The sequence below is a fragment of the Bradyrhizobium sp. MOS001 genome (assembly GCF_004634465.1).
GTDB lineage: Bacteria > Pseudomonadota > Alphaproteobacteria > Rhizobiales > Xanthobacteraceae > Bradyrhizobium > Bradyrhizobium barranii.
The window spans coordinates 56,824-79,409 of sequence record NZ_SPVJ01000012.1; the positions used below are offsets into that span (position 1 = coordinate 56,824).

Sequence of the window (22,586 nt, forward strand, 5' to 3'; positions counted from 1 at the left end):
GCACAAGAAAGAAGAGCCGCTTGTTGTGACAAGCGGCCCAAGTCTAGGGAGGAAACGCCCGAGCAAAGCAATCGGACCGAAGCCGGATTGCTGCCAAGGAACGCTCGCGCAAAGCGCTTGCGTACATATTAGATGTAGCAACCACCGAGAGAGTTCAATTCCGGATCAATACTGTCTCCGGCTACCGCTCACATGCTCGTGACGGGCTTCCTCATTTCGGTCGGCGGCAATTGTAGGCCTTGCGGAAGCCGGCGGCCTGCGCGTCGTCCTCCGAGCAGAACCAGCGGTCCGGCTTGGTGGTCGCGGGATAGCTCGGGCAGCCCCTTAAGTGATAGATGCCGATATTGCCGGTGACGCGTGCGCGCACGGCGAGCTTGCCCTTGATGCTGCAACTCGGCGGCATGGTCAGCTCCTCCGGAAACAGCGCCGCGCGGATTTCCTTGTCGCGGTCGGCGCGGCAGGCGGCGCCGAGCAGCGCGCCGTCCTTCTTGCCCATGCGGAATTCTTGCGGTGCAACAAAGCAGCCCTTCCAGATGCCGGCTGACGCGGTTTTGGCATCGGCCGCGGCAGCCTTGACGTTCGCCTTGATCGGCTCGCGGGCGATGGCATAGCCAAGCTTGACCAGCTGCTCGTTCAACGAGACCTTGTCGCCCTCGGCGGTGCAGATCGCCCGGTGCCGTTTGCCGAAGCTCTTTTCCGGCCCGACATCGTCACAGCGCACGCTGCGTTTGTTGATCAGCTTCGCCAGCTGGTCGCGGGCCTCGATGCCGCAGGTCCAGGGATCGGCGTGATCGTCGATGCAGACCTGGTCCAATTCGGGCGCGTCGACGCCGTCGAGGCGGTAGGTGACGTCGCCGAGCTGGATCGAATTGGCGTCCCGGACGGTCGCGGCCGCCGTCAGCGCGGAGGCCGGCCCGGACGAGGCCAGAAACCCGGACAGAGCGAGACACGAAACAAGCGCGAAGGCGCGGGCGGCGGCAAATGAATTCCTAAAGGACATAACGTCTCGCTATCGATTGCTCTGGCGCCTCGTTCCTAGCATCCGGAAGTCGCGATACCAATGGTCTGCGCCCTGCGAAGTGCGACATTCGCGTGCCAGCCTTTACTGACCGGCCGGTCTGCCCCTATCGTTCGGCACGATCAAAAACCTGCGTAGACCGGATCGCCCTTGAAGCGGCGAGGGCGGGAGGAAGAAAGTTCGATGAAAGACCCCGTGGACGTCCTGATCATCGGCGCCGGCGCTTCAGGCGCCGCGATCGCGTGGTCGCTGGCCGAGACCAAGATGCACATTCTCTGCCTGGAGCAGGGCGGCTGGATGAACCCAGCGGAATATCCCAGCACGGGCCGCGACTGGGAGGCCAAGTTCTACGGGGAGTGGTCGTCGAGCCCGAATGTCCGCGGCCGGCCCGAGGACTATCCGATCAACGACGACAATTCGCCGATCAAGGTCGTCAACTACAACGCGGTCGGCGGCTCGACGGTGATGTACACCGCGCACTGGCCGCGGCTGCATCCCTCCGATTTCAAGGTCAAGACGCTCGACGGCGTCGCCGATGACTGGCCGATCGACTACGACGCGCTGACGCCGTTCTTCGAAGAGAACGATCGCATCATGGGCACGTCAGGCTTGTCGGGCGATCCGCTGTCGCCGCTGACGCATCCGCCGATGCCGCAGCAGCCGATGGGATTGTCCGGCGCCATCATCGGCAAGGCCATGAACACGCTCGGCTGGCACTGGTGGCCGTCGGACACGACGGTCGCGACCACAGACTATGAGGGCCGCGCGCGCTGCATCAATCTCGGCCATTGCACGCCGGCCTGCGCCCAAGGTGCAAAATCCTCGACCGACATTACCTATTGGCCGCACGCGATCCGCGCCGGCGTCGAGCTTCGCACGCATTGCCGGGTGCGCGAGATCACCACCGACGAGAACGGCATGGCCTCGGGCGTGGTCTATTATGACAAGGACGGCGTCGAGCAGTTCCAGCCGGCGCATGTCGTCATCATCGCCTGCAACGGCGTCGGCACGCCCCGGCTGCTGCTCAACTCGGCATCCAACCGCTTCCCGCACGGTCTTGCCAATTCGTCGGGCCTCGTCGGCAAGAACCTGATGTTCCATCCCTATGCGCAGATCTACGGCTATGTGAAGGAGCCGACCGACAGCAACCGCGCGCCGCCGACCTGCCTGTGGAGCAAGGAATGGTATGACACCGACCTGTCGCGCGGTTTCGTACGCGGCTACGGCGTCCAGTTCGTGCGCGGGGCAGGGCCCGTGTTCGAGGCTGTCGTGAGCGAGCAGAGGGGCATTTTACCGTGGGGCGCGGATCATCACCGCGTCTTCCGCAAGCTCAATGGCCATCGGCTGGGATTCTCCGCGATCTGCGAGGACCTGCCGGAGGAGCACAATCGCGTCACGCTCGATCCTGTCCTGAAGGACAGCCACGGCATTCCCGCGCCGAGGATCGACTACACCATCAGCGAGAACAGCCGGAAGATGATGGAGCATGCGCTCGCGCGCGGCCGCGAGGTTCTGGAAATGGCGGGGGCGACCGACATCTGCGTCAACTCGCCGATCCCGTGGGGCGGCTGGCATCTGCTCGGCACCGTGCGGATGGGCACCGACCCCGAACGCTCCGTCGTCAACGAATGGGGCCGCACGCACGACGTGAAAAATCTCTTCATCGTCGACGGCAGCATCTTCGTCACCTCGGGCGGCGTCAATCCGACGTCCACCATCCAGGCCCTCGCGCTCTACATCGCCGACCAGATGAAGCAGCGCCTCGCAAACTTGTTCGACTGAGGCCGCCATGTCCGCAGACAATCAACTCACCCGCGCCCAACGCGATGACCTCCGTACCATCGCTGCGATGATCGTTCCCGCCAGCGACGAGTACAAGGTGCCCGGCGCCGACGACCCCGCGATCCAGGCCGATATTCTGACGACGCTGGGCCGCGACACCAAATTGGTGGCGGCGGCGCTGGACCATCTGGCCCGGCTCGCAGGGCAACCGTTCGCCGAGCTCGATGCCGCCAGGCGCGATGCGGTGGCGCAGGAGTTCCGCAGCTCCGGCGGCGGCGCCGCCGCAACGCTCGTCCGCGTCGTCCTGCAATGCTATTACCGCGACGACCGGGTGCTGCGCTCGCTCGGGATCGAGCTGCGCGCGCCGTTCCCCAAGGGTTACGTGCTCCCGGACGGCGACTGGTCGCTGCTCGACCCGGTTAAGGCGAGGGCGGGCACGCTGCGGCGCGCGCCCTAGCCACCTTGGTAGGTCAAGTCCTGACAGCCCAGCCTTGCGCCCCAGGCGGGTCCCTTGCGCTGGCAGGAACAGGCCACCATTTGTGTGAGCCTCAAGGACTCTTGCCATGCTGGATTTTACCTCAGACATCGTCGATGACGCCGCGTCATCGCGAGCGACAGCGTCTGCCCCGGTCGATGACCGAGCCCTGCTGGACGCCTATTCCAACGCCGTGATCGACGTGACCGACCGTGTCGGTCCCGCCGTCGTGCGCGTCGAGACCGGGCCAAAGGTGCCGAACGGTCGCGAGCGCGGCGGGCTCGGCTCCGGCATCGTGATCTCGCCGGACGGGCTCGTGCTCACCAACAGCCACGTGGTCGGTTCCTCCAGGGAGATCCGGCTGCGGGACGTCGAGGGTAACGTCGGTGAGGCCCGCGTACTCGGCGTCGATCCCGACACCGATCTGGCGCTGCTCCGCGCCAACGGCGTGCGCGACTTGCCCTATGCCGCGCTCGGCAACTCCAAGACCCTGCGCCGCGGCCAGCTCGTGATCGCGATCGGCAATCCGCTCGGCTTCGAATCGACCGTGACCGCCGGCGTGGTCTCGGCGCTGGGGCGCTCGATCCGCTCGGTGAGCGGGCGCACCATCGAGGACGTGATCCAGACCGATGCTGCGCTCAACCCCGGCAATTCCGGCGGTCCGCTGGTGTCGTCGAATGCCGAGGTGATCGGCATCAACACGGCCATCATCAACGGCGCGCAAGGCATCTGTTTCGCGGTCGCCAGCAACACCGCGCAGTTCGTGTTGTCGGAGATCATCCGCCACGGCTATGTCCGCCGCGCCTTTATCGGCGTCGCCGGGCAGACTGCACCGGTCCCGCGGCGGCACGCGGTACTGGCCGGCGTCGACAACAAGATGGGCGCGCTCTTGATGCAGATCGAGCCGGACGGACCGGCGGCGAAGGCGGGCCTGTTGCCCGGCGACGTCGTCATCAAGCTCGATGGTGTCGATATCAACGGCGTCGACGATCTGATCCGCGTGCTCGACCGCGACCGGATCGGCCGGCGGCTCGCCATGGACGTGCTGCGGCTCGGCCGCTTGCGGGCGATCGATATCGACCCGATCGAGCGCAAGCCGGCGCGCTAGCGTTGGTGCCTCCGGGCGAGGTATGACGGTGTCATGCCTCGTTCCCGGACCCTTGCCGCATGATGCCTGCGCATGAGATCTACGATGTCATTGTCGTCGGCGCCGGCGCCGGGGGCATGACGGCCGCGGCGGTGGCCGCCGCTGAAGGCTTGCGCGTGCTGGTGATCGAGAAGACGGCGTTCGTCGGCGGCACCACCGCCTGGTGCGACGGCATGGTTTGGATCCCCGCCAATCCCAAGATGAAGGATGTAGGGCTGTCCGACAGCATCACGGACGCGGTCCGGTATCTGTCGAGCACGGTGCCGGAGCCTGCCAATGCCGGCTTGCGCGCCGCCTTCCTCGCGCGCGGGCCGGAGGCGGTCGCCTATCTCGAAGCCAACACGGAAGTGCGCCTCCAGCCGGTGAAAGCCTGTCCGGACTGTTATCCGGAGCGACTGGGCGCGACATCAGGCGGGCGCGTGCTGGAGCCGGTCGCGTTCGACGGCACCCGGCTCGGCGCGCCTTTCGCGCGGCTGCGCGCGCCGCTGCCGGAGTTCACGCTGTTCGGCGGGATGATGGTCAACCGCCTCGACGTCCCGCATCTGCGGCGGGCCGGAAAATCGTTGCGTTCGACCCTGCGCGCGGCGCGGCTCGTTTCGGAATACGCGTTGCAGCGGCTGCGCAATCGGCGCGGCACGACGCTGCATCTCGGCAACGCGCTCGCGGCGCGGCTCTATGCCTCGCTGCTGGCGCGGCAGGTCGAGATTCTCTTCTGCGCCGATGTCGAGGACCTGTCGATGCAGGGCGATCGCGTCGGCGGCGTTGTCATCCGCCACGGCTCCCGTGACCGCCTGATCGCCGCGCGTCGCGGCGTGGTGGTTGCGACCGGCGGCTTTTCGCACGACGCTGTGTTGCGCAAACGCTTCTTCCCGGCCGCGGCTGGTTTCGTCTCGGCGGCCAGCACCGCTGGCACTGGCGACGGGCTCCGGCTTGCGGCCACGGCCGGTGCCGCGCTCAACACGGAGGCGACGAGTCCGGCCTATTGGGTGCCGGCCTCGCTGTTCCGTCGCGACGATGGCAGCCGAGGCGTTTTTCCGCATACGGTGACCGACCGCGCCAAGCCCGGCGTGATCGCCATCAACGCGGCCGGCCGTCGCTTCGTCAACGAGGCGCTGTCCCACCATGAGTTCGTGCTGGCGATGTTGCGCGACTGCAATGGCGAGCCGGACCGGCCGTTTTATCTCGTCTGCGACCGTCAGTTCCTGTGGAGCTACGGCCTCGGTCACATCAAGCCGTTTACGCTCAACCTCCGGCGCTATGTGGCGGGCGGCGAGTTGCTCAAGGCTCCCGACATCGCGCAGCTCGCGGCGAAGATCGGCGTCAATCCGTCCGTGCTCACGGCGACGATCGCAGGTTACAACGTTGATGCGAAGCAGGGCCGCGATCCCGAATTCGGTCGCGGCAGCACCATCTATCAGCGCCACCTCGGCGATGCCACCCACAAGCCCAATCCCTGTGTCGCACCGATCCTCCGCGCGCCGTTCTTCGCGATGCGTATCTATCCGGCCGATCTCGGCACGGCCATCGGCATGAAGGTGGATGCCCAGGCGCGCGTGCTGCGCGAGGACGGCACGCCGGTTGCGGGTCTGTACGCCTGCGGCAACGACATGGGGTCGATCATGAATGGGAATTATCCGGGACCGGGGATCACGCTCGGGCCGGCGCTGACGTTCGGGTATATCGCGGGGCGGCATCTGGCGGAGGGGAGTGTTGTGACGGCGACGTCTGCGGTTGCAGGGACTCCCGTCTAGCCATCTCCACCGCTGTCATTCCCCGCGACCCGGCTACGCCAAGGCTTCGCCGGGGTTGAGGTCCAGGGGCGCCGAAGCTTTAGCGTAGGCGGCAAGCGGGGAATCCAGTACGCCGCGGCCCATCCGTTCAATCACAGCCGCCTCGGAGTACTGGATCGCCCGGTCAAGCCGGGCGATGACGCTGAGTGTGTGGCGAGCTCGTCCCACAATCTCCGTCATTGCGAGCGCAGCGAAGCAATCCAGGCTGCCTCCGCGGAGGGACTCTGGATTGCTTCGTCGCTTCGCTCCTCGCAATGACGTGGAGAGAGTTTGCGTCCTAACCGCTACTCCGCCGCCGCCGCAAAGCGGCTGTTCTCCAGCTCGGCTTCCAGCCGGGCTGTCTCGGCCGCTGCGAGCTTGATGTTGGCTTCCTTGACGTGGCCGAAGCCGCGGATCGTCTCGGGCACGCGGGCGAGCCGCGCCAGCAGCGGGATCTGCTCCGCCTTCAGCCCGGCCATCCGCTGGTCGATCATGCCGAGATAATCCGCGACCAGCTTACGTTCGGTCCGGCGCTCCTCGGTGCGGCCGAACGGGTCGAACGCGCCGCCCCGCAGGAACTTCAGCTTGGCGAGAACGCGGAAGGCGTGGACCATCCAGCCGCCGAATTCCTTCTTCTGAAGGTGCCCGGTCGTCTTGTCGCGCTGCGCGAAGATCGGCGGGGCGAGGTGGTATTTCAGCGTGAAGTCGCCATCGAACTTCTCCGACACCTTCTTGGCAAAGCTGCCGTCGGTGTAGAGCCGCGCCACCTCGTACTCGTCCTTGTAGGCCATCAGCTTGAACAGGTTTTTCGCGACCGCCTCGGTCAACTCGGTGGAGGCGGGCGAGACTGTGCTCTCCGCCTTGCGCACCTTGGCGACGGCCGCGAGGTAACGGTCGGCGTAGGCAGTGTCCTGATAGCCGGTCAGAAACTCCGCGCGGGTCGCGATCACGTCGTCGAGCGACTTCGTCGGCGCGGAAGCGCGGCTCTTGAACTGCAGTACGCTGCGCACGCGCGACATGTCGTGGGCGGCCAGCCGTCCCCATGTGAAGGCGAGCTTGTTCATCTCGATCGCCGCGCCGTTGATCTCGATGGCGCGGAGGAGAGCCTCCAGCGACAGTGGGATCGCGCCCTTCTGGAAGGCGAAGCCGAGCATGAAGGGATTGGTCGCGATCGAGTCGCCCATCAGGGCTGAGGCAATGCCTGTCGCGTCGATGATGTCGAGGTTCGTGTCGCCGACGGCGTCACGCAGCACGGTCTGCATCGTGCCCATCTCGAAGTCGAGATCGGGGTTTTGCACGAAGCTCGCAGTCGGCTGCAGGTCGGTGTTGATGTAGGCCTTGGTCACGCCGCGCTCGGCGCGGCTGAGCGCGGAGGGACCTGCCGAGACGATCATGTCGCAGCCGAGGATGACGTCGGCGCCGCCGGTGGTGATGCGGACCGCGGAGATATCCTCCGGCCTCCGCGCGATGCGGACATGGCTCATCACCGCGCCGTTCTTCTGCGACAGGCCGGTGAAGTCGAGCGCCGAGCAGCCGCGGCCGTCGACATGGGCGGCCATGCCGAGCAGCGCGCCGATGGTGATGACGCCGGTGCCGCCGATGCCGGTGACGAGGATGTTGTACGGCGCCTCGAGCTCGCGGGCAGGAGGCAGCGGCAGGTCGGCGAACAACTGTCCGGAATCGACCGCCGACGTCTTCAACCGCTTCAGGCTGCCGCCATGCACGGTGACAAAGCTCGGGCAGAAACCTTCGACGCAGGAAAAGTCCTTGTTGCAGTTCGACTGGTCGATCTGTCGCTTGCGGCCGAACTCGGTCTCCAGCGGCTGCACCGAGACGCAGTTGGAGGCCTGCGAGCAATCGCCGCAGCCTTCGCAGACGAGCTCGTTGATGAAGGCACGCTTGGCGGGATCGGGATAGAGCCCGCGCTTGCGGCGGCGGCGCTTTTCGGCGGCGCAGGTCTGGTCGTAGATCACGACCGTGAGGCCCTTGATGTCACGCAGCTCGCGCTGCACGGCGTCGAGCTCGCGGCGGTGATGGATGGTCGCCCCCTGCGGGAAGTAGTTGCCTTCCGGATACTTCGTCGGATCGTCCGATACGATCGCGAGTCGCTTGACCCCCTCGGCCCAGACCTGGTGCGCAATCTGCGCGACGTTGAAGGCGCCTTCGGCCGGCTGGCCGCCGGTCATCGCGACGGCGTCGTTGTAGAGGATCTTGTAGGTGATGTTGATGCCCGCGGCCGATGCCGCGCGAAGGGCGAGAAGTCCGGAATGGGTGTAGGTGCCGTCGCCGAGATTCTGAAAAATGTGCTTCTCGGTGGTGAAGGGCGACTGGCCGATCCAGTTCACGCCCTCGGCACCCATATGCGAGATTAGATCGGTGCGGCGGGTCGGCATGCTCAGGGCCATGCCGTGGCAGCCGATGCCGGCCATGGCACGGCTGCCCTCGGGCACGCGCGTCGAGGAGTTGTGCGGGCAGCCCGAGCAGAAGAACGGCGTGCGCGCGAGCTTGATCTGCGTGCTTGATGTGACGGGATTGTCGAAGGCCTCGAGCCGGGCGAGGCGTTGCTCCAGCACCGGGCTGTGATGCCCGAGCTTGCGCAAGCGTGCCACCAGCGCCCCTGCGACAATGGTCGGCGTCAGCTCGCCCTCGCTCGGCAACAGCGGTGCTCCGCGCTCGTCGCGCTTGCCGGTGACGGTCGGGCGCCTGGACGCAGCGATATTGTAGAGGGTGCGCATCAGCTGGTCTTCGATGAAGCCGCGCTTCTCCTCGACCACGAGCACGTCCTGAAGACCTTCGGCGAAGCGCCTGGCGCCGCTTTCCTCCAGCGGCCAGGTCAGTGCGACCTTGTAGATGCGCAGGCCGAGGTCCTGCGCGTCCTTGTCGGTGATGCCCAAATCGGCCAGCGCCTGGCGCAGATCGAGATAGGCCTTGCCGGTCGCGAGAATGCCGAGCCGTGCCGGCTTGGAATCGAGCACGATGCGGTCGAGCTGGTTGGCGCGGGCAAAGGCTTGCACGGCGGCCATCTTCGGGCCGAACAGACGTCGCTCGGCCTCCAGCGGCGGATCGGGCCAGCGGATGTTGAGGCCGCCAGGCGGCATCTCGAAATCGTCTGGAAGTACGATCTTGATACGCTCAGGATCGCTGTCAATCGAGGCCGAACTCTCGACGGTCTCGCTGATCGCCTTGAAGCCGACCCAGCAGCCGGAGAAGCGCGACAGCGCAAAACCATAGAGGCCGAGGTCGAGATAATCCTGGAGCGTCGCCGGATTGATCACGGGGATCAGCGCCGCCGCGAACACCTGCTCGCTCTGATGCGCCAGCGTCGAGGACTGGCAGCCATGGTCGTCGCCGGCAAGCGCGAGCACGCCGCCATTGAGCGAGGTGCCGGCCGCATTCGCATGTTTGAGCGCGTCGACCGAGCGGTCGACGCCGGGGCCCTTGCCGTACCAGATGCCGAACACGCCATCGACCTTGGCGCCGGGGAACAGGCCGACCTGCTGGCTGCCCCAGACGGCGGTCGCAGCCAGGTCCTCGTTCAGGCCGGGGACGAAGGCGATGTCGTGCTGCTGGAGGTGCGACTTCGCGCGCCACAGCGCGTGGTCGTACATGCCGAGCGGGGAACCGCGATAGCCCGAGATGAAACCGCCTGTGTTGAGCCCCTGGAGCCGGTCGCGTTCGCGCTGCAACATGGGCAACCGAACCAGTGCCTGCGTGCCGGACAGGAAGATCCGCTTCGATTCGAGCCGGTATTTGTCGTCCAGCTCGACCTGCATCAGCGTCATTTCAGGAGTCCTCGTCTCTCGTTCGGCGTGGGGGTTTGCGCTGCGGGAGGGATAGCGGCGGCGCGACGCGAATTGTGACAGTCAAGAGCATGGGCCGGCGAAGTCAATACGGCTAGCCGCATCCGTGGCGCTCCTGCTAGTCATGGCTGCCTGTGGAGGACACCATGGCTGCAAACGCATTCGACACCGAGATTACAGAGACGGCCGAGGCGCTGATCGGGCCGTGGCGCCAGCCGCGCCAGATGCTGCACGCGCAAGTCTATGACGCGCACGCCTCGATCCACGACGATGCCACCGCGCAGAAGCTCGGCTTCAAGGGCGGCACCATCGAAGGCCCGACGCATTTCAGCCAGTTCGCCCCGCTCGGCGCGCGGCTGTGGGGGCAGGCCTGGTTCGAGAGCGGTTGCCTGTCCGCGCATTACCGCAACGCCTGCTTCGAAGGCGAGGAGGTGCAGGCGATGCTATCGAAGCCGCTGCCCGGCACGAGCCAGTGCCAGATCCAGATGGTCAAGCGCGACGGCACCGAGGTGCTGCGGGGCACGGCCTCGGTCGGCGAACCGCATGCGGCGACCGCGCTCGAGGCGCGCCTCACCGAGCTCAAGCCGCTCGCCGATCCCGTGATCCTGCGCGATGTGAAGGTGGCGCAGACGAGCAAACGGCAGGCGGTGCGGATGGCGTTCGACCAGAACATGGGCGACCTCTATCCGTTCTCCCTCAGGCAAAAGCTCGCCGTCATCACCGAGAACTCGCCGTGTTATTCCGGCGCCGACAATCCTTGGGGCAGAGCGATCATCCCGATGGAGATGCTGAGCGTGTTGTTCCAGTACCGCTCCAAGGACGACCCGCTGCCGGCCAAGGGGCCGGCGGTCGGCCTGTTCGCGGATCAGGAGATCAGGCTGATCAAGGGGCCGCTCTTCGTCGACGAAGAGTACGAAATCGAGCGTGAGGTTGTCGCACTCTCCGGCAGCCGCCGCACCGAGAGTGCCTGGATTAAAACGCGCGTGTTCGGCAAGACGGGCGCGGTGGTGGCCACCATGCTGCTCAACATGGCGACGCTGAAGGATTCGTATGCGCCGTATGAGATGGAGTATCGGCAGCTGTACGGCACGGGGCGGTAGCGCTACGGCCTCCGCCGTCATTCCGGGGCGCGCGCAGCGCGAACCCGGAATCCACTTTCCTCGCGTACTGCGGCCCGATGGATTCCGGGCTCGACGCTGTCGCGTCGCCACGGAATGACGGCGAGCGAGTCCGTCGCCGCCCGCTCATCCTTTAAGCAACTGCACGTCGCAAAGCCGTCGCACAGGGAATAAGCAGGCGCCGATCGCCGGCGTAACCTTCTGAGTACGCAGCAAATTCTCTCGCGGCCTGTGCCCCACCGCTATTGTACACAATGGCACGGCGTTTGCAGAACTCCTGGCAAAGAGAGTTCTCGCGGGGGCCTTGAGTCATGTTGAGCTCGACCAAGCCGACACTGGGCGTCATCAGCGCCGAGCCCGAGCCGATCAGGCTCGACTGGCCTGCCACCGCGCTTCTCATCATCGACATGCAGCGGGATTTCATGGAGCCGGGCGGCTTCGGCGAGACGTTGGGCAACGATGTCAGCCAGCTCGCGCGCGCGGTAAAGCCGATCGGCGCGGTGCTGAAGGCGGCACGTGACACCGGCATGCTGGTGATCCACACGCGCGAGGGGCATCTGCCTGATCTGTCCGACGCGCCGCCCGCAAAAGTCGAGCGCGGCGCCCCGTCCTTGCGCATCGGCGATCCCGGCCCGATGGGGCGCATTCTCATTCGCGGCGAGGCCGGCCACGACATCATTCCCGAGCTTTATCCGCTCGACAGCGAAGTCGTGATCGACAAACCCGGCAAGGGTGCGTTCTACGCCACCGAGCTCACGGACGTGCTGGAGAAATACGGCATTGAGAACTTGCTCGTCTGCGGCGTCACCACGGAAGTGTGCGTCAACACCACCGTGCGAGAGGCCAATGACCGCGGCTATCGCTGCGTCGTCATCTCCGACGGCTGCGCATCCTACTTCCCCGAATTTCACGAGATGGGCCTGAAGATGATCAAGGCCCAAGGCGGCATCTTCGGCTGGGTCGCGGACTCAGCCGCAGTCTTGGAGGCAATGAAGACTTCGACCACACAGGGGTAGCATCATGAGCACATTGACGGGGACGGCCGGCAAATCTGATCTGAGCAAGTCCGAGTTCAAGCCGGCACTATGGACATCGGGCGACTGGAACGCGTTCTTCGGCTTCGGCACCAACATCCTCGTCAACATGCTGGTGCTCACGGGCCTGCTGCGCTTCGTTTTGAAGATGCCTGATAGTCTCGTGTTCGGCCGCATCCTGCCCGCGCTCGGGCTGATGATGTGCCTCTCCACCTTCTACTATGCGTATCTCGCCTATCGGCTGGCGCAGAAGACGGGCCGCAACGATGTCTGCGCACTGCCCTCGGGCGTCAGCGTACCGCACATGTTCATCGTCACCTTCGTGATCATGCTGCCGATCACGATCAAGACCGGTGATCCGCTCAAGGGCTGGTCGGCTGGCCTCGTCTGGGTGTTCTTCCAGAGCTTTATCCTGATGATCGGGGGCTTCATCGCGCCGTTCATCCGCAAGATCACGCCGCGCGCGGCGTTGCTCGGCACGCTCGCCGGCGTCTCCGTCACCTTCATCTCGATGCGTCCGGCGTTAGAGATGTACATGACGCCGCAGATTGGTCTCGTCTGCTTCGCCATCATCCTGGTGAGCTGGTTCGGCGGCGTGAAATACTGGCGCGGCATTCCCGCGGGCCTCGTCGCGATCGCGGTCGGCATGGTCATCGCCTGGGGCTCAAACCTGTTCGGCCTCGGTCTCGGTGGGCTGAGCGTCAAGGGAGTCGGCGACGCTTTCGCGAACTTCGGCTTCTCGGTGCCGATCCCGGCGGTGGGCTACGTCTTCTCGGGCTTCGAATTCCTCGGCATCATCCTGGTTACCGCCATTCCCTTCGGCATCTACGACCTCGTCGAGGCCATGGACAATGTCGAGAGCGCGGAAGCGGCGGGCGACGAATATCCGACCACGCGGGCGCTCACCGCCGACGGCGTCGTCAGCCTGATCGGCTGCCTGATGGGCAACCCCTTCATCAACGCCGTCTATATCGGTCATCCCGGCTGGAAGGCGATGGGCGGCCGCATCGGCTATTCGGCTGCGACCGGCATCATGGTGGTGGTGCTGGCCTGGTTCGGCATCATCTCGGTGCTGCTGGCACTCGTGCCCGTCGTCGCGATCTCGCCGATCCTGCTCTATATCGGCATGCTGATCGGTGCGCAGGCGTTCCAGACCACGCCGGTCAAGCACGCGCCCGCGATCGTGCTGGCGCTGACGCCGCATCTTGCCGCCTGGGCCAAGCTCCAGATCGACACGATGCTCGGCTCGACCATGATGGCGGCGACCTCTGTCGGCGGTCTCGCCGCCGACAAGGCCGACGCGGTCAAGGCCGCGGCGATTGCCGCGCTGCCGCAGCAGGGCGTGTTCTATCACGGCTTGGAGGTGATGGGCGGCGGTTCCATCCTCGGCGGCCTCATCCTCGGTGCGATCGGTGTCTTCATCATCGAGCGCGACTTCGAGAAGGCCTCGGCCTTCGCGCTGGTCGGTGCCGTGCTCACCTACTTCGGCTTCATGCATGGCGAAGCCGTCGGTATCGGCGGCGGCTTCGGCGTCACGCCCGCGGTGGCGTTCGCCTACGCGGTGATGGCGGCGGGACTGTTCGCGGCCAGCAGGCTCGGCGCCACCGAGCATTATGCCACCCATCCGGAGATGCACGCCGCGCCGGCGGAGTAGGCATCGGAAAACATGAAACGCAGCCGGGCGATGTCGTGTCGCCCGGCTGCTTCATTTGCTACCCGCCCTTGACCGCGCCCGCGGTCAGCCCGGCCACGATCTGCCGCTGGGCGAACACTGTGAGCAGCAGCACCGGGAGGGTGACGATCAGCGCGGCGGCGGCGAGCGGGCCCCAGCTCAACTGGTCGAACGAGATCATGTTGTAGACGGCGACGGGCAGGGTGCGCGTCTCGCGTCCGGCCAGCACGATGCCGAACACAAAATTGTTCCAGGAGAAGATCACGGCGAGGATGAAGGCGACCGCGATCCCGGGCTTGGCGATCGGCAGGGCGACGTGCCGAAAGACCTGCCACCGCGTGGCGCCGTCGATCAGCGCGGCTTCCTCCAGCTCCAGCGGCGTGGTCTCGAAATAGCCGATCATGATCCAGATCACGATCGGCACCGTCACGACGAGATGGATGATGATCTGCGGCACCAGCGTGCCGAGCAATCCGAGCCACTGGAACAGCAGGAACAGCGGGATCAAATAGGACAGGCCGGGCGTGATGCGCGCGATCAGGATCACGATCGCGGATTTGTGCGCGGCCATGCGCGCGATGCCGTAGCCGGCGGGAACGCCGACGAGCAGGGCCAGCGTGGTCGCGCCGCCGGTGACGATCAGGCTGTTGACGAAATAGGTCAGGAAGCGGTTGGAAGCGAGCACGTCGGCATAGTTCTTCCAGGCGATGCGATCGGGGAAGAACACCGGCGGGTAGGCGGCATTGTCGACCTCGAACTTGAGCGATAGCGACGCCATCCAGAGGAAGAACAGGATCGCCGGCGACACGATGACGAACACCGACAGCCACAGACCGATCCTGCCAATGACCTGACGTAGGTTGATTCGACTTGGGTTGACTTGACTTGGGCTCATGCGCCGCTCGCAATTTCGGTCCACAGCATGCGCTGGCGGGCATAGAGCATCACGGCCGCGAGGGCGACGATGAGGAGGAAGAACACCACCGCGATCGCCGAGCCGTAGCCGAGGTCGTAATAGGTGAAGGCGACGCTGTAGAGATAGATGTTGATCGTCTCCGACGCCGAGCCCGGTCCTCCCTGCGTGATCGCGAAGATGATGTCGAAACTCTTCACGGCGTCGATCATGCGGATCATGCCGGCGATGAACAGGAACGGCATGATCAACGGCAGGGTGATGAAGCGGAACACCTGCCAGAAGCTGGCGCCGTCGATCTGCGCGCTTTCATAAGGCTCGGTCGGGATGGCGGCGAGGCCGCCGAGCACGATCAGCATGACCAGCGGCGTCCATTGCCAGGTCTCGACCAGCACGAGCGAGGGAATGACGGTCGCGGGGTGGAAGACCCAGAGCTGCGCAGGTATCCCGACCAGCGACAAGAGGTAGTTCAGCACGCCGAGCTGCGGGTGGAACATCATGGTCCAGACCAGCGCGATCGCGACGGGGGTCGCCATCATCGGCATGATGAAGATACCGCGCAGAAAGCCGCGGCCGGCGAATTTCTGGTGAAACACGACGGCCGCGAACGTGCCGAGGATCAGCGGCAGCAGCACCGACAGCAAAGTGTAGACCATGGTGTGGCCCACCGCCTCGATGAAGCGGGGATCGCTCGTCAGCCGCAGATAGTTGGAGAACCCGACGAAGGTGGTCGGTGAGCCGACCTTCCACTCGTTCAGGCTCATCCAGATCGTGAAGACCCACGGGAAGATGATGATCGCGAGCACGACGACCAGCGCCGGCACCACGAACGGCCAGTAGGACGGCGGCCGCAATTCCTTCTCCGGCGCGGCATCGGACCGTGCCGCGGCCGGAGTCGATTGTGTCAACGCACTCACGCTTTTTCGCTGCGCTCCAGGATCGGCCGGTACTGATCGTGAGCCTTCTTCAACTCGGTCGCGGGATCGGCGCCCGATAGTGTCGAGGTGAGGGCCGCGCCGACGAGATCGCGGAATTCGGCGACCGGGATCACGACGGGAAGGCCGAGCTTGCTGATCTTGGCGGAATCGATCACCGACTGCAGCCACTCCTTGGGCATCTTCACGCCGTTCTGGACCTCGGGATCGCCGAGGATCGAGTTGCGGAACGGGACGCCGCCGCCGGCCTGCAACAGCCGCGCGCCCTGCTGCTTCGAGACCGCCCACTGGCAGAGCAGATAGGCGGCTTCCTTGTTCTTGCTCGCCGCGGCAATGCCGATGCCGTCGCCATAGGTGGCCGAATATTGCCCCTTCGGTCCGGCCGGCACGACGGTGTAGCCGACCTTGCCGACGACGCGCGAGGCGGCGGGGTCCTCCAGTGGCGGCGCCCAGCCGACGCCGTCGATCCACATCGCCGAACGTCCTTGCGTGAACGAGGCCATCGACTCCATCCAGTTGAAGCCGGCGACGCCTGGCGGGGCGACCTTCGTGAGGAGCGTCTGGTAGAGCTTGGTCGCGGCTACAGCCTCTGGACCGTCGGTCAGGATGTTGCCCTTGGCGTCGAGGAATTCGCCGCCATAGTTGAGGAAGAAGTTGGTCCACAACGTCATGTTGGCGTTGCGCAGGCCCCGTCCGACAAAACCGTAGGTGCCTTCCTTGGTGTCGGTCAGTTTTTCGGCGGCCGCGACCATCTCGTCGAGGGTCTTGGGGACGGCGACGCCCTTCTTCTGGAACAGCTCCTTGTTGTAGTAGAGGATGAAGTAATCGACCGACCAGGGCAGCGACAGCATCTGGCCCTTGTCGTTCTTGGCGTATTGCAGGCCGGCGGCCGAGAAATCGCTCTCGACGAGATCGGGTGCCGTCAGCGTCGGATCCTTCATGAAGGGCGTCAGGTCGGCGAGCCAGCCCCCCTTTTCGAACTGCCGCTTCTGGACGTGATAGCTGAGATGGACGACGTCGAAGCTCGGCCGGCCCGAGGTCAGCTCGATCACCACTTTCTGGCGCTGCTGCTGCTCCGGGATCTGTTCGGATTCCACCTGGATGCCGGTGAGCTCGGTGAACTCCTTGATGTTTTTTTGCAGGTTGTCGCCGCGCGGACCCTTGGCGAGGATCACCTCCAGCTTGGTCCCGGCGTATTTCTTCCAGTTGACCTCGGCGCGTGCCGGTAGTCCGGTCAGGCTGAGCGCGCCAGCCGCGGCGGTCCCCGTCAACAGCGTGCGGCGCGAGATGTTATGGTTGGCCACGTCAAATCCCTCCCTCTGATTCATTTTCTTTGGGAGGGATACTAACGGCCGTGCCACGCCTACCTAGTCCTAATCTGGGGACTCAGGGACGCACGGCAGGCGTCTCCATCGGCAGGCCGCGCGCCCGCGACATCAGGTAGAGTTCAAGCGCGACCAGCTCGGGCGCGCCGTAATCATAGGCCTGGGCGCGTACGCCGGTCATGCAACTGCGCAACCTTCGCTCGATCGACCCCAGCGTCTGCCACTCCAGGCGGTAGAGCGGATAGCCGGTCGGCTGCCCTTGCGTGATCGGCGCGCCCGCAAGACGCTTGTCGAAATTGTCGTCGTGGCAATTGGTGCAGGCGAGGTTGAGCTGGCCCTCGCGCCGCATGAAGAGGTCGCGGCCCTGCGCCACGAAAGGCTTCAGTTCCGGATCATCGCCAGCCGTGATCGCGACGCCACGGGACTGGTGTGCGACGAAGGCGGACAGCGCCAGGAGGTCGCGGCTCTCGTAGGGCAGCGCCGGCGCCTGCTGATGATTGGCACGGCAGAGGTTGATGCGCTGGTCGAGGGTGACGGGGCGCGCCAGCGCCTTGTCGAAGGCCGGATAGCGCGCCGCGATACCCTTCATGCTGGTCGTTGCATCGCCATGGCAGTCCGCACAGGCCTTGTCGGCGCTGCCGGCCTTCTTCGCCCAGAGCGCCTCGCCGTCGAGCACGAAAAGCATGCCCGGATTGGACGTGTCGTCATCCTGCATCGCGCGCGTGTCCGGCCCCATGAACGAATAGCCGGAGCGGCGCGCGTCCGGCGGAATTTCGCCGGCGAGCAGGGCAGGGGCCGCGGCCAACAATGTTGCCGCCGCTATCGCGCGCCAAAAGATCATTCGACCGTGATCGAGGCCGATGCGGTCGACGAATAGCCGTTGTCGCCGATCCATTCGAATTCGAACTTGCCGCTCTCCTTCGCGACCGTGAAGAAGGAGAGGTATGGGTTGGCCGCGATCGCCGGAAACAGGTCGGCGCGGAAAACTTCGGTGCCATTGTAGCGGCACGTAAAACTCGTGATGATGTCGCGCGGCACCAGCGCGCCGTCCGCGGTGTGGCGGAAGCCGGTCTCCATGATGTGCGAGGTCAGCGTGCGGATCTCGATGACATCGCCGCGTTTGGCCTTTGCCGGAACGTTGATGAGCGCGGCCATCAGTTCATCTCCTCGGTACAGGCGGCCAGCGTCACGACGATGTCGGCGGCGACCTGCCAGAACGTGTCATCGGACATGCGTGCGATTGCCACCACCTTCTGGGTGTCGGCCAGCCGCATGCGGGTCGAGACCTGGGCGCGGCCGGAGGAGGGGTTGAGATAGAAATTACCGATGTTCGGCTGCGGGTTCTTCTCGTTGAAGACGTGGATGCTCTTGACGTAATCGGTCGCCGTCATCGGGCTTGCGACGCTCACCGTCACCGGCACGGTGTTGCCGTTCTCGACCAGCGGCGGAATGTCGAGCTTGACTTTGCCGGTGTGAATCTGGGCTTCGCCGACGACGTTGCGGATCGCGGTGCTGAGCATCGCCGGCGTCGCTTCCAGCGGTCGCAACGTGACGATCGGGATCGTCCCGGCGACCGTCGCGCCGCCTGCAATACTCAGGAATTGTCGTCGCGTGGTTGGCATGAAGCTAGTTCCGAAGCGTTACAAGAAAGGCCACGATGTCTTCGATCTCCGCGGCGGATAATATCGGCTTGCCGGCAAAATTGCGCCCGACCCGGACCAGCCCGTCGTTGCGATAATAGGACGGCATGATGGTCTGCGGGTTGTAGCGCGATGCATCGACCAGCCGCAGCCGCAACTGGCCAGCCGACCACCAGTTCCCGGTGCCGGTGAGATCGGGTGCGAGGTCACCCTGGAACCGCGCCTCCGGGAACGGACCGGAATGGCAGAGGATGCAGGTCGTGGAACGCACCACCACCAGCGCGCGTCCGCGCGCGGGATCGGCCGGCGCGCCCGTGAGCGGCTCGGGGATGGTGTCACCGATGATTTTGTAGCGCACGAGCTCGTCGGCTCTTGCGCCGCAAGCCAGGGCAAGGCCGGCGGCGATCAGCGCCGCGATATGAAGGAATGCTCTAGCCAAAGGTGTCTGCCGTGATGGTTTGAAACCAGCGCTCGGCTTCAGCCGCCTCGCGGGCGCGGAGCTCGCGTGGTGCATCGACCGGGCTGGTCGCGCCGCCTTCGACCTCGGCAAAGATGTCACCCCTGGGCTGGTAGTTGCCGGCGAGCGAGAAGCCGTAGCCGGGCGCGGCGGTTGTATAGCAGACGCCGGTCAGCCGCGGCGTCTCCGGCGCGCGGCCCACGAACAGGTTGACGATGGCGGCGGCGCAGGCCTTGCCCTGTGCGCTCGCGGCCGAGGCCGATTTGGGAATGCCGCCGCCGAGGCAGGCATCGCCGATGACGTGGATGTTCGGGACGAGCTTCGACTCGAAGGTCACGGGATCGATCGGGCACCAGCCGGTCGCATCCGCCGCGCCCGCGATCTCGGCGATGCGGCCGGCGCGTTGCGGCGGGATGACGTTGGCGACATCAGGCGTGTAGTTGCCGAACTCGGTGATGATGGTCCTTGTCGAAGGATCGACCGAGGTGACGCGACCGCCCTGCGACAGCGCGATGCGCTCGATCATGTCGCCATAGAGCTCCTTCCACGCCTTCTCGAACAGCCGCTGCTGCGAAAAATTGTCCTTGGCATCGAGGACCAGCACCTTCGAGCGCGGCTTCTTCGTCTTCAGGTAATGCGCGATCAGGCTGGCGCGTTCGTAGGGCGCCGGCGGGCAGCGCGAGGGATTGGCCGGGATCGCGATGGCGACCGTGCCGCCGTCCGCCATTGCCTCCAGCTGCCTGCGCAGCAGCAGAGTCTGCGCCCCGGCCTTCCAGGCGTGCGGCATTTTTTCGGATGCCGCTTCGTCATAGCCGGGCAGGGCCTCGAAATGGAAGTCGATGCCAGGGGAGAGCACGAGACGGTCATAGGGCAGCGCGACGCCGTCGGTCGTCACGACGCTGCGCCGCTGCGGCTCGATTGTGGTCACGGCCTCGCCGATCACGGTGATGCCCTCGGCGGCGAGCTTGTCATAGTCGAATTGCTGCGCGTCGATCTCACGCAGGCCCGCAATCACCTCGTTGCTGAAGGGGCAGGAGGTGAAGACCGCGTTCGGTTCGATCAGGATGATTTGCAGGTTTTCCTGCGCGCGTTTCAGCGCGCGGGCGCAGGCCGCGCCGCCAAAGCCGCCGCCGACCACGACGATACGTGCTGCCGATTGCGCACGCAGGACCGATGGCCGCGCCAGCGTTGCGGCGGCCGCGGTGATGCCGAGCACGGCATTCCGCCGTGTCACCGGGCGCGTGGTCATCAGGATCATCCAGGCAAAAATGCCGCGGCGGCCGTTGCAGCCGCCGCGGCGTTTCTCAGGCGAAGGTGATGTTCTGGTCGCGCAGCGGCACCGAGCGGATGCGCTTGCCCGTCGCCGCGAAATAGGCGTTGAGCACCGCCGGCGCCGCGACGCCGATGGTTGGCTCGCCGACGCCGCCCCAGAACCCGCCGCTCGGCACCATCACCGATTCCACCTTCGGCATCTCGTTGATGCGCATCGAGTTGTAGGTGTCGAAGTTGGTTTGCTCGATCTTGCCGTCCTTGACGGTGCAGCCGCCGTAGAACAACGCGGACAGGCCATAGACGAAGGAGCCGGCGATCTGCCGCTCCACCTGCGCCGGATTGACGACGTAGCCGGGATCGGTGGAGGCGACGATGCGATGCACCTTGATCTTGTTGCCGTCGGTCACCGAGATTTCGGCGGCGCCGGCGACATAGCTGCCATAGCCCATGACCTGCGCAATGCCGCGATAGACGCCCTGCGGTGCCGGCTTGTCCCAGCCGATCTTCTCGGCCACGGCATTGAGCACCGCCAGATGCTTGGGATGATTGCCCATCAGCTTGCGGCGGAATTCGAGCGGGTCCTGGCCTGCGGCCTGGGCCAGCTCGTCCATGAAGCATTCCATGTAGATCGCGTTGTGATTGACGTTCACGCCGCGCCAGAAGCCGGGCGGAACGTGCGGGTTGCGCATCGCATGCTCGATCAGGAGGTTCGGCACCGAATAGCCGAACGCGGCTTCGCCGGACTGGGCGACGCCCTGGAATGCGGCCGGATCCATACCGTTCTGCAGCGCTTCGGGGCGCAGCGAGAACAGGATTGACTGCCCGGACAGGCGGTAGTGCAGCGCGACCAGATTGTTGTTGGCGTCGAACGCGCCGGTCATCTTGCACTGGGTGATCGGGTGATACCTGCCGTGCGCCATGTCTTCTTCGCGCGACCACAACAGCTTGATCGGCGTGCCCGGCATCTGCTTGGCGATCATGACCGCCTGGCGGACGTAGTCGGTCTGGCCGCGCCGGCCGAAGCCGCCGCCGGGCATCACCTTGTACATGTCGCACTTCTCAGCCGGCAGGCCGGAGGCCTCCAGCACCGCCGCGAAGACGGCCTCGCCGTTCTGCGTGCCGCACCAGACCTCGCATTTGTCGGCCGTGTAGAGCGCGGTGGCGTTCATCGGCTCCATCGTGGCGTGGTTCTGGTAAGGGTAGTTGTAGACCGCTTCGACCTTCTTCGCTGCGCCGGCAATCGCGGCTTTGACGTCGCCGTTCTTGTTGCCGACATAGGCCGGCTGCGAATCGTCGAGGCCCTCGGCCAGCCACTTCGCGATCGACTCGCTCGAGACCTTGGCATTCTCGCCCTCGTCCCAGACGATCGGCAGCGCTTCCAGCGCGGTCTTGGCGTGCCACCAGGTGTCGGCAACGACCGCAACCGCGGTGTCGCCGACCTTGACGACCTTCTTGACGCCTTTCATGCCGGTGATCTTGGCTTCGTCATAGCTCTTCAGCTTGCCGCCAAACACCGGGCAGTCCTTGATCGCGGCGTTCAGCATGCCCGGCAGCTTGACGTCGATGCCGTAGATCATCGTGCCGGTGGTCTTGTCGGCGGTATCGAGCCGCAACAGGCCCTTGCCTGCGATGGTCCAGTCCTTGGGATCCTTGAGCTTCACGTCGGCCGGCGGCGTCAGCTTGGCGGCGGCTTCGGCGACCTTGCCGTAAGTTGTCGTCTTGCCCGACGCCTTGTGGGTGATGACCCCCTTGGCGACGGTGCATTCGGAGGCCGGCACCTTCCACTCATTCGCGGCGGCCTCGATCAGCATCACGCGCGCGGTGGCGCCGCCCTTGCGGACATAGTCTTGCGAGCTGCGGATGCCGCGGCTGCCGCCGGTCGAGAAATCACCCCAGACGCGCTTGCGGGCGACGCTCTGGCCGGGAGTCGGGTATTCGGTCGTGACCTTCGACCAGTCGCATTCGAGTTCCTCGGCGACCAGCTGGGCGAGGCCGGTGAGCGAGCCCTGGCCCATCTCGGAGCGGGCGATGCGGATCACGACGGTGTCGTCGGGCCTGACCACGACCCAGGCGTTGACTTCCGGCGAGCCGTCGGCCGCGCGGACCGCGGCGGGGCCACCGAAGGGGAGATCGAGCCCGATGGCGAGGCCGGCGCCGACAGCGGCGGTGCCGATGACGAAGGCGCGACGGTTCATCTTGGGAGAAACATGCTTGTTCATGGGGCGGCTC

At 65.5% G+C, this 22,586-nt stretch carries 18 protein-coding genes; 7 read left to right on the top strand and 11 right to left on the bottom strand.

Annotated elements, in window-relative coordinates:
• Positions 1 to 211 precede the first annotated feature (211 nt).
• Complete coding sequence (locus CT676_RS17875; protein ID WP_085404503.1) at positions 212 to 1,000, bottom strand: thermonuclease family protein; 789 nt, start codon at positions 998 to 1,000, stop codon at positions 212 to 214.
• Positions 1,001 to 1,201: 201 nt separating this feature from the next.
• Here CT676_RS17875 and CT676_RS17880 point away from each other — a divergent pair, with 201 nt between their 5' ends.
• The 4 genes from CT676_RS17880 (at position 1,202) to CT676_RS17895 (ending at position 6,173) form a co-directional block, all read left to right on the top strand.
• On the top strand, positions 1,202 to 2,800 hold the full coding sequence (locus tag CT676_RS17880) for a GMC family oxidoreductase (protein WP_135215064.1): 1,599 nt from the start codon (positions 1,202 to 1,204) through the stop codon (positions 2,798 to 2,800).
• A gap of 7 nt (positions 2,801 to 2,807) precedes the next feature.
• The gene (locus CT676_RS17885) at positions 2,808 to 3,257 is read left to right on the top strand and encodes a hypothetical protein (protein ID WP_135215065.1); all 450 of its coding nucleotides are present in this window, start codon (positions 2,808 to 2,810) and stop codon (positions 3,255 to 3,257) included.
• Positions 3,258 to 3,363: 106 nt separating this feature from the next.
• A complete protein-coding gene (locus CT676_RS17890) occupies positions 3,364 to 4,383 on the top strand; it encodes a trypsin-like peptidase domain-containing protein (RefSeq protein ID WP_071916003.1) in 1,020 nt (339 codons plus the stop codon).
• Between the two features lie 59 nt (positions 4,384 to 4,442).
• The gene (locus CT676_RS17895) at positions 4,443 to 6,173 is read left to right on the top strand and encodes an FAD-dependent oxidoreductase (protein ID WP_085404500.1); all 1,731 of its coding nucleotides are present in this window, start codon (positions 4,443 to 4,445) and stop codon (positions 6,171 to 6,173) included.
• A 323-nt stretch (positions 6,174 to 6,496) separates the two neighbouring features.
• On the opposite strand, the gene CT676_RS17900 is transcribed toward CT676_RS17895, so the two are convergent.
• Positions 6,497 to 9,973, bottom strand: a complete 3,477-nt coding sequence (locus CT676_RS17900) for an indolepyruvate ferredoxin oxidoreductase family protein (protein WP_135215066.1) — start codon at positions 9,971 to 9,973, stop codon at positions 6,497 to 6,499.
• A gap of 164 nt (positions 9,974 to 10,137) precedes the next feature.
• Between CT676_RS17900 and CT676_RS17905 the strand changes: the two genes are divergently transcribed.
• The 3 genes from CT676_RS17905 (at position 10,138) to CT676_RS17915 (ending at position 13,797) form a co-directional block, all read left to right on the top strand.
• The gene (locus CT676_RS17905; RefSeq protein ID WP_085404560.1) at positions 10,138 to 11,091 is read left to right on the top strand and encodes a hypothetical protein; all 954 of its coding nucleotides are present in this window, start codon (positions 10,138 to 10,140) and stop codon (positions 11,089 to 11,091) included.
• 329 nt (positions 11,092 to 11,420) lie between these two features.
• The gene (locus CT676_RS17910; protein WP_085404497.1) at positions 11,421 to 12,125 is read left to right on the top strand and encodes an isochorismatase family cysteine hydrolase; all 705 of its coding nucleotides are present in this window, start codon (positions 11,421 to 11,423) and stop codon (positions 12,123 to 12,125) included.
• Positions 12,126 to 12,129: 4 nt separating this feature from the next.
• The gene (locus CT676_RS17915; RefSeq protein ID WP_135215067.1) at positions 12,130 to 13,797 is read left to right on the top strand and encodes a regulator; all 1,668 of its coding nucleotides are present in this window, start codon (positions 12,130 to 12,132) and stop codon (positions 13,795 to 13,797) included.
• A gap of 58 nt (positions 13,798 to 13,855) precedes the next feature.
• Here CT676_RS17915 and CT676_RS17920 read toward each other — a convergent pair whose 3' ends face one another.
• Genes CT676_RS17920 through CT676_RS17960 form a run of 9 tightly spaced genes read right to left on the bottom strand, consistent with a single transcriptional unit; the run spans position 13,856 to position 22,576 of the window.
• The gene (locus tag CT676_RS17920; RefSeq protein WP_085404559.1) at positions 13,856 to 14,680 is read right to left on the bottom strand and encodes a carbohydrate ABC transporter permease; all 825 of its coding nucleotides are present in this window, start codon (positions 14,678 to 14,680) and stop codon (positions 13,856 to 13,858) included.
• 26 nt (positions 14,681 to 14,706) lie between these two features.
• The gene (locus tag CT676_RS17925; protein ID WP_085404495.1) at positions 14,707 to 15,645 is read right to left on the bottom strand and encodes a sugar ABC transporter permease; all 939 of its coding nucleotides are present in this window, start codon (positions 15,643 to 15,645) and stop codon (positions 14,707 to 14,709) included.
• On the bottom strand, positions 15,642 to 16,991 hold the full coding sequence (locus CT676_RS17930; RefSeq protein ID WP_071915996.1) for an extracellular solute-binding protein: 1,350 nt from the start codon (positions 16,989 to 16,991) through the stop codon (positions 15,642 to 15,644). Before CT676_RS17930 ends, CT676_RS17925 begins: the two co-directional genes overlap by 4 nt.
• A gap of 58 nt (positions 16,992 to 17,049) precedes the next feature.
• Positions 17,050 to 17,829 carry a sulfur oxidation c-type cytochrome SoxA gene (gene soxA, locus CT676_RS17935; RefSeq protein WP_085404494.1) on the bottom strand — a complete coding sequence of 260 codons (780 nt, stop codon included), beginning with the start codon at positions 17,827 to 17,829 and terminating at the stop codon, positions 17,050 to 17,052.
• The gene (gene soxZ / locus CT676_RS17940) at positions 17,826 to 18,143 is read right to left on the bottom strand and encodes a thiosulfate oxidation carrier complex protein SoxZ (RefSeq protein WP_014497100.1); all 318 of its coding nucleotides are present in this window, start codon (positions 18,141 to 18,143) and stop codon (positions 17,826 to 17,828) included. The genes soxA and soxZ overlap by 4 nt, the downstream gene beginning before the upstream one ends.
• Entirely contained in the window at positions 18,143 to 18,610 is a 468-nt protein-coding gene (locus tag CT676_RS17945) for a SoxY-related AACIE arm protein (protein ID WP_085404493.1), read from the bottom strand. Before CT676_RS17945 ends, soxZ begins: the two co-directional genes overlap by 1 nt.
• A 4-nt stretch (positions 18,611 to 18,614) precedes the next feature.
• On the bottom strand, positions 18,615 to 19,067 hold the full coding sequence (gene soxX / locus CT676_RS17950; RefSeq protein ID WP_085404492.1) for a sulfur oxidation c-type cytochrome SoxX: 453 nt from the start codon (positions 19,065 to 19,067) through the stop codon (positions 18,615 to 18,617).
• Positions 19,060 to 20,343, bottom strand: coding sequence for an NAD(P)/FAD-dependent oxidoreductase (locus CT676_RS17955; protein ID WP_193560891.1), 1,284 nt, complete (start codon positions 20,341 to 20,343; stop codon positions 19,060 to 19,062). The genes soxX and CT676_RS17955 overlap by 8 nt, the downstream gene beginning before the upstream one ends.
• Positions 20,344 to 20,389: 46 nt before the next feature.
• The gene (locus CT676_RS17960; RefSeq protein ID WP_085404491.1) at positions 20,390 to 22,576 is read right to left on the bottom strand and encodes a molybdopterin cofactor-binding domain-containing protein; all 2,187 of its coding nucleotides are present in this window, start codon (positions 22,574 to 22,576) and stop codon (positions 20,390 to 20,392) included.
• Positions 22,577 to 22,586: the final 10 nt, after the last annotated feature.

What these genes read in the sequence shown, in the direction of transcription:
- CT676_RS17875 (WP_085404503.1), bottom strand. Translation starts at nt 1,000, where the DNA reads ATGTCCTTTAGGAATTCATTTGCCGCCGCCCGCGCCTTCGCGCTTGTT.
- CT676_RS17880 (WP_135215064.1), top strand. Translation starts at nt 1,202, where the DNA reads ATGAAAGACCCCGTGGACGTCCTGATCATCGGCGCCGGCGCTTCAGGC.
- CT676_RS17885 (WP_135215065.1), top strand. Translation starts at nt 2,808, where the DNA reads ATGTCCGCAGACAATCAACTCACCCGCGCCCAACGCGATGACCTCCGT.
- CT676_RS17890 (WP_071916003.1), top strand. Translation starts at nt 3,364, where the DNA reads ATGCTGGATTTTACCTCAGACATCGTCGATGACGCCGCGTCATCGCGA.
- CT676_RS17895 (WP_085404500.1), top strand. Translation starts at nt 4,443, where the DNA reads ATGATGCCTGCGCATGAGATCTACGATGTCATTGTCGTCGGCGCCGGC.
- CT676_RS17900 (WP_135215066.1), bottom strand. Translation starts at nt 9,973, where the DNA reads ATGACGCTGATGCAGGTCGAGCTGGACGACAAATACCGGCTCGAATCG.
- CT676_RS17905 (WP_085404560.1), top strand. Translation starts at nt 10,138, where the DNA reads ATGGCTGCAAACGCATTCGACACCGAGATTACAGAGACGGCCGAGGCG.
- CT676_RS17910 (WP_085404497.1), top strand. Translation starts at nt 11,421, where the DNA reads ATGTTGAGCTCGACCAAGCCGACACTGGGCGTCATCAGCGCCGAGCCC.
- CT676_RS17915 (WP_135215067.1), top strand. Translation starts at nt 12,130, where the DNA reads ATGAGCACATTGACGGGGACGGCCGGCAAATCTGATCTGAGCAAGTCC.
- CT676_RS17930 (WP_071915996.1), bottom strand. Translation starts at nt 16,991, where the DNA reads ATGAATCAGAGGGAGGGATTTGACGTGGCCAACCATAACATCTCGCGC.
- soxA (WP_085404494.1), bottom strand. Translation starts at nt 17,829, where the DNA reads ATGATCTTTTGGCGCGCGATAGCGGCGGCAACATTGTTGGCCGCGGCC.
- soxZ (WP_014497100.1), bottom strand. Translation starts at nt 18,143, where the DNA reads ATGGCCGCGCTCATCAACGTTCCGGCAAAGGCCAAACGCGGCGATGTC.
- CT676_RS17945 (WP_085404493.1), bottom strand. Translation starts at nt 18,610, where the DNA reads ATGCCAACCACGCGACGACAATTCCTGAGTATTGCAGGCGGCGCGACG.
- CT676_RS17955 (WP_193560891.1), bottom strand. Translation starts at nt 20,343, where the DNA reads ATGATCCTGATGACCACGCGCCCGGTGACACGGCGGAATGCCGTGCTC.
- CT676_RS17960 (WP_085404491.1), bottom strand. Translation starts at nt 22,576, where the DNA reads ATGAACAAGCATGTTTCTCCCAAGATGAACCGTCGCGCCTTCGTCATC.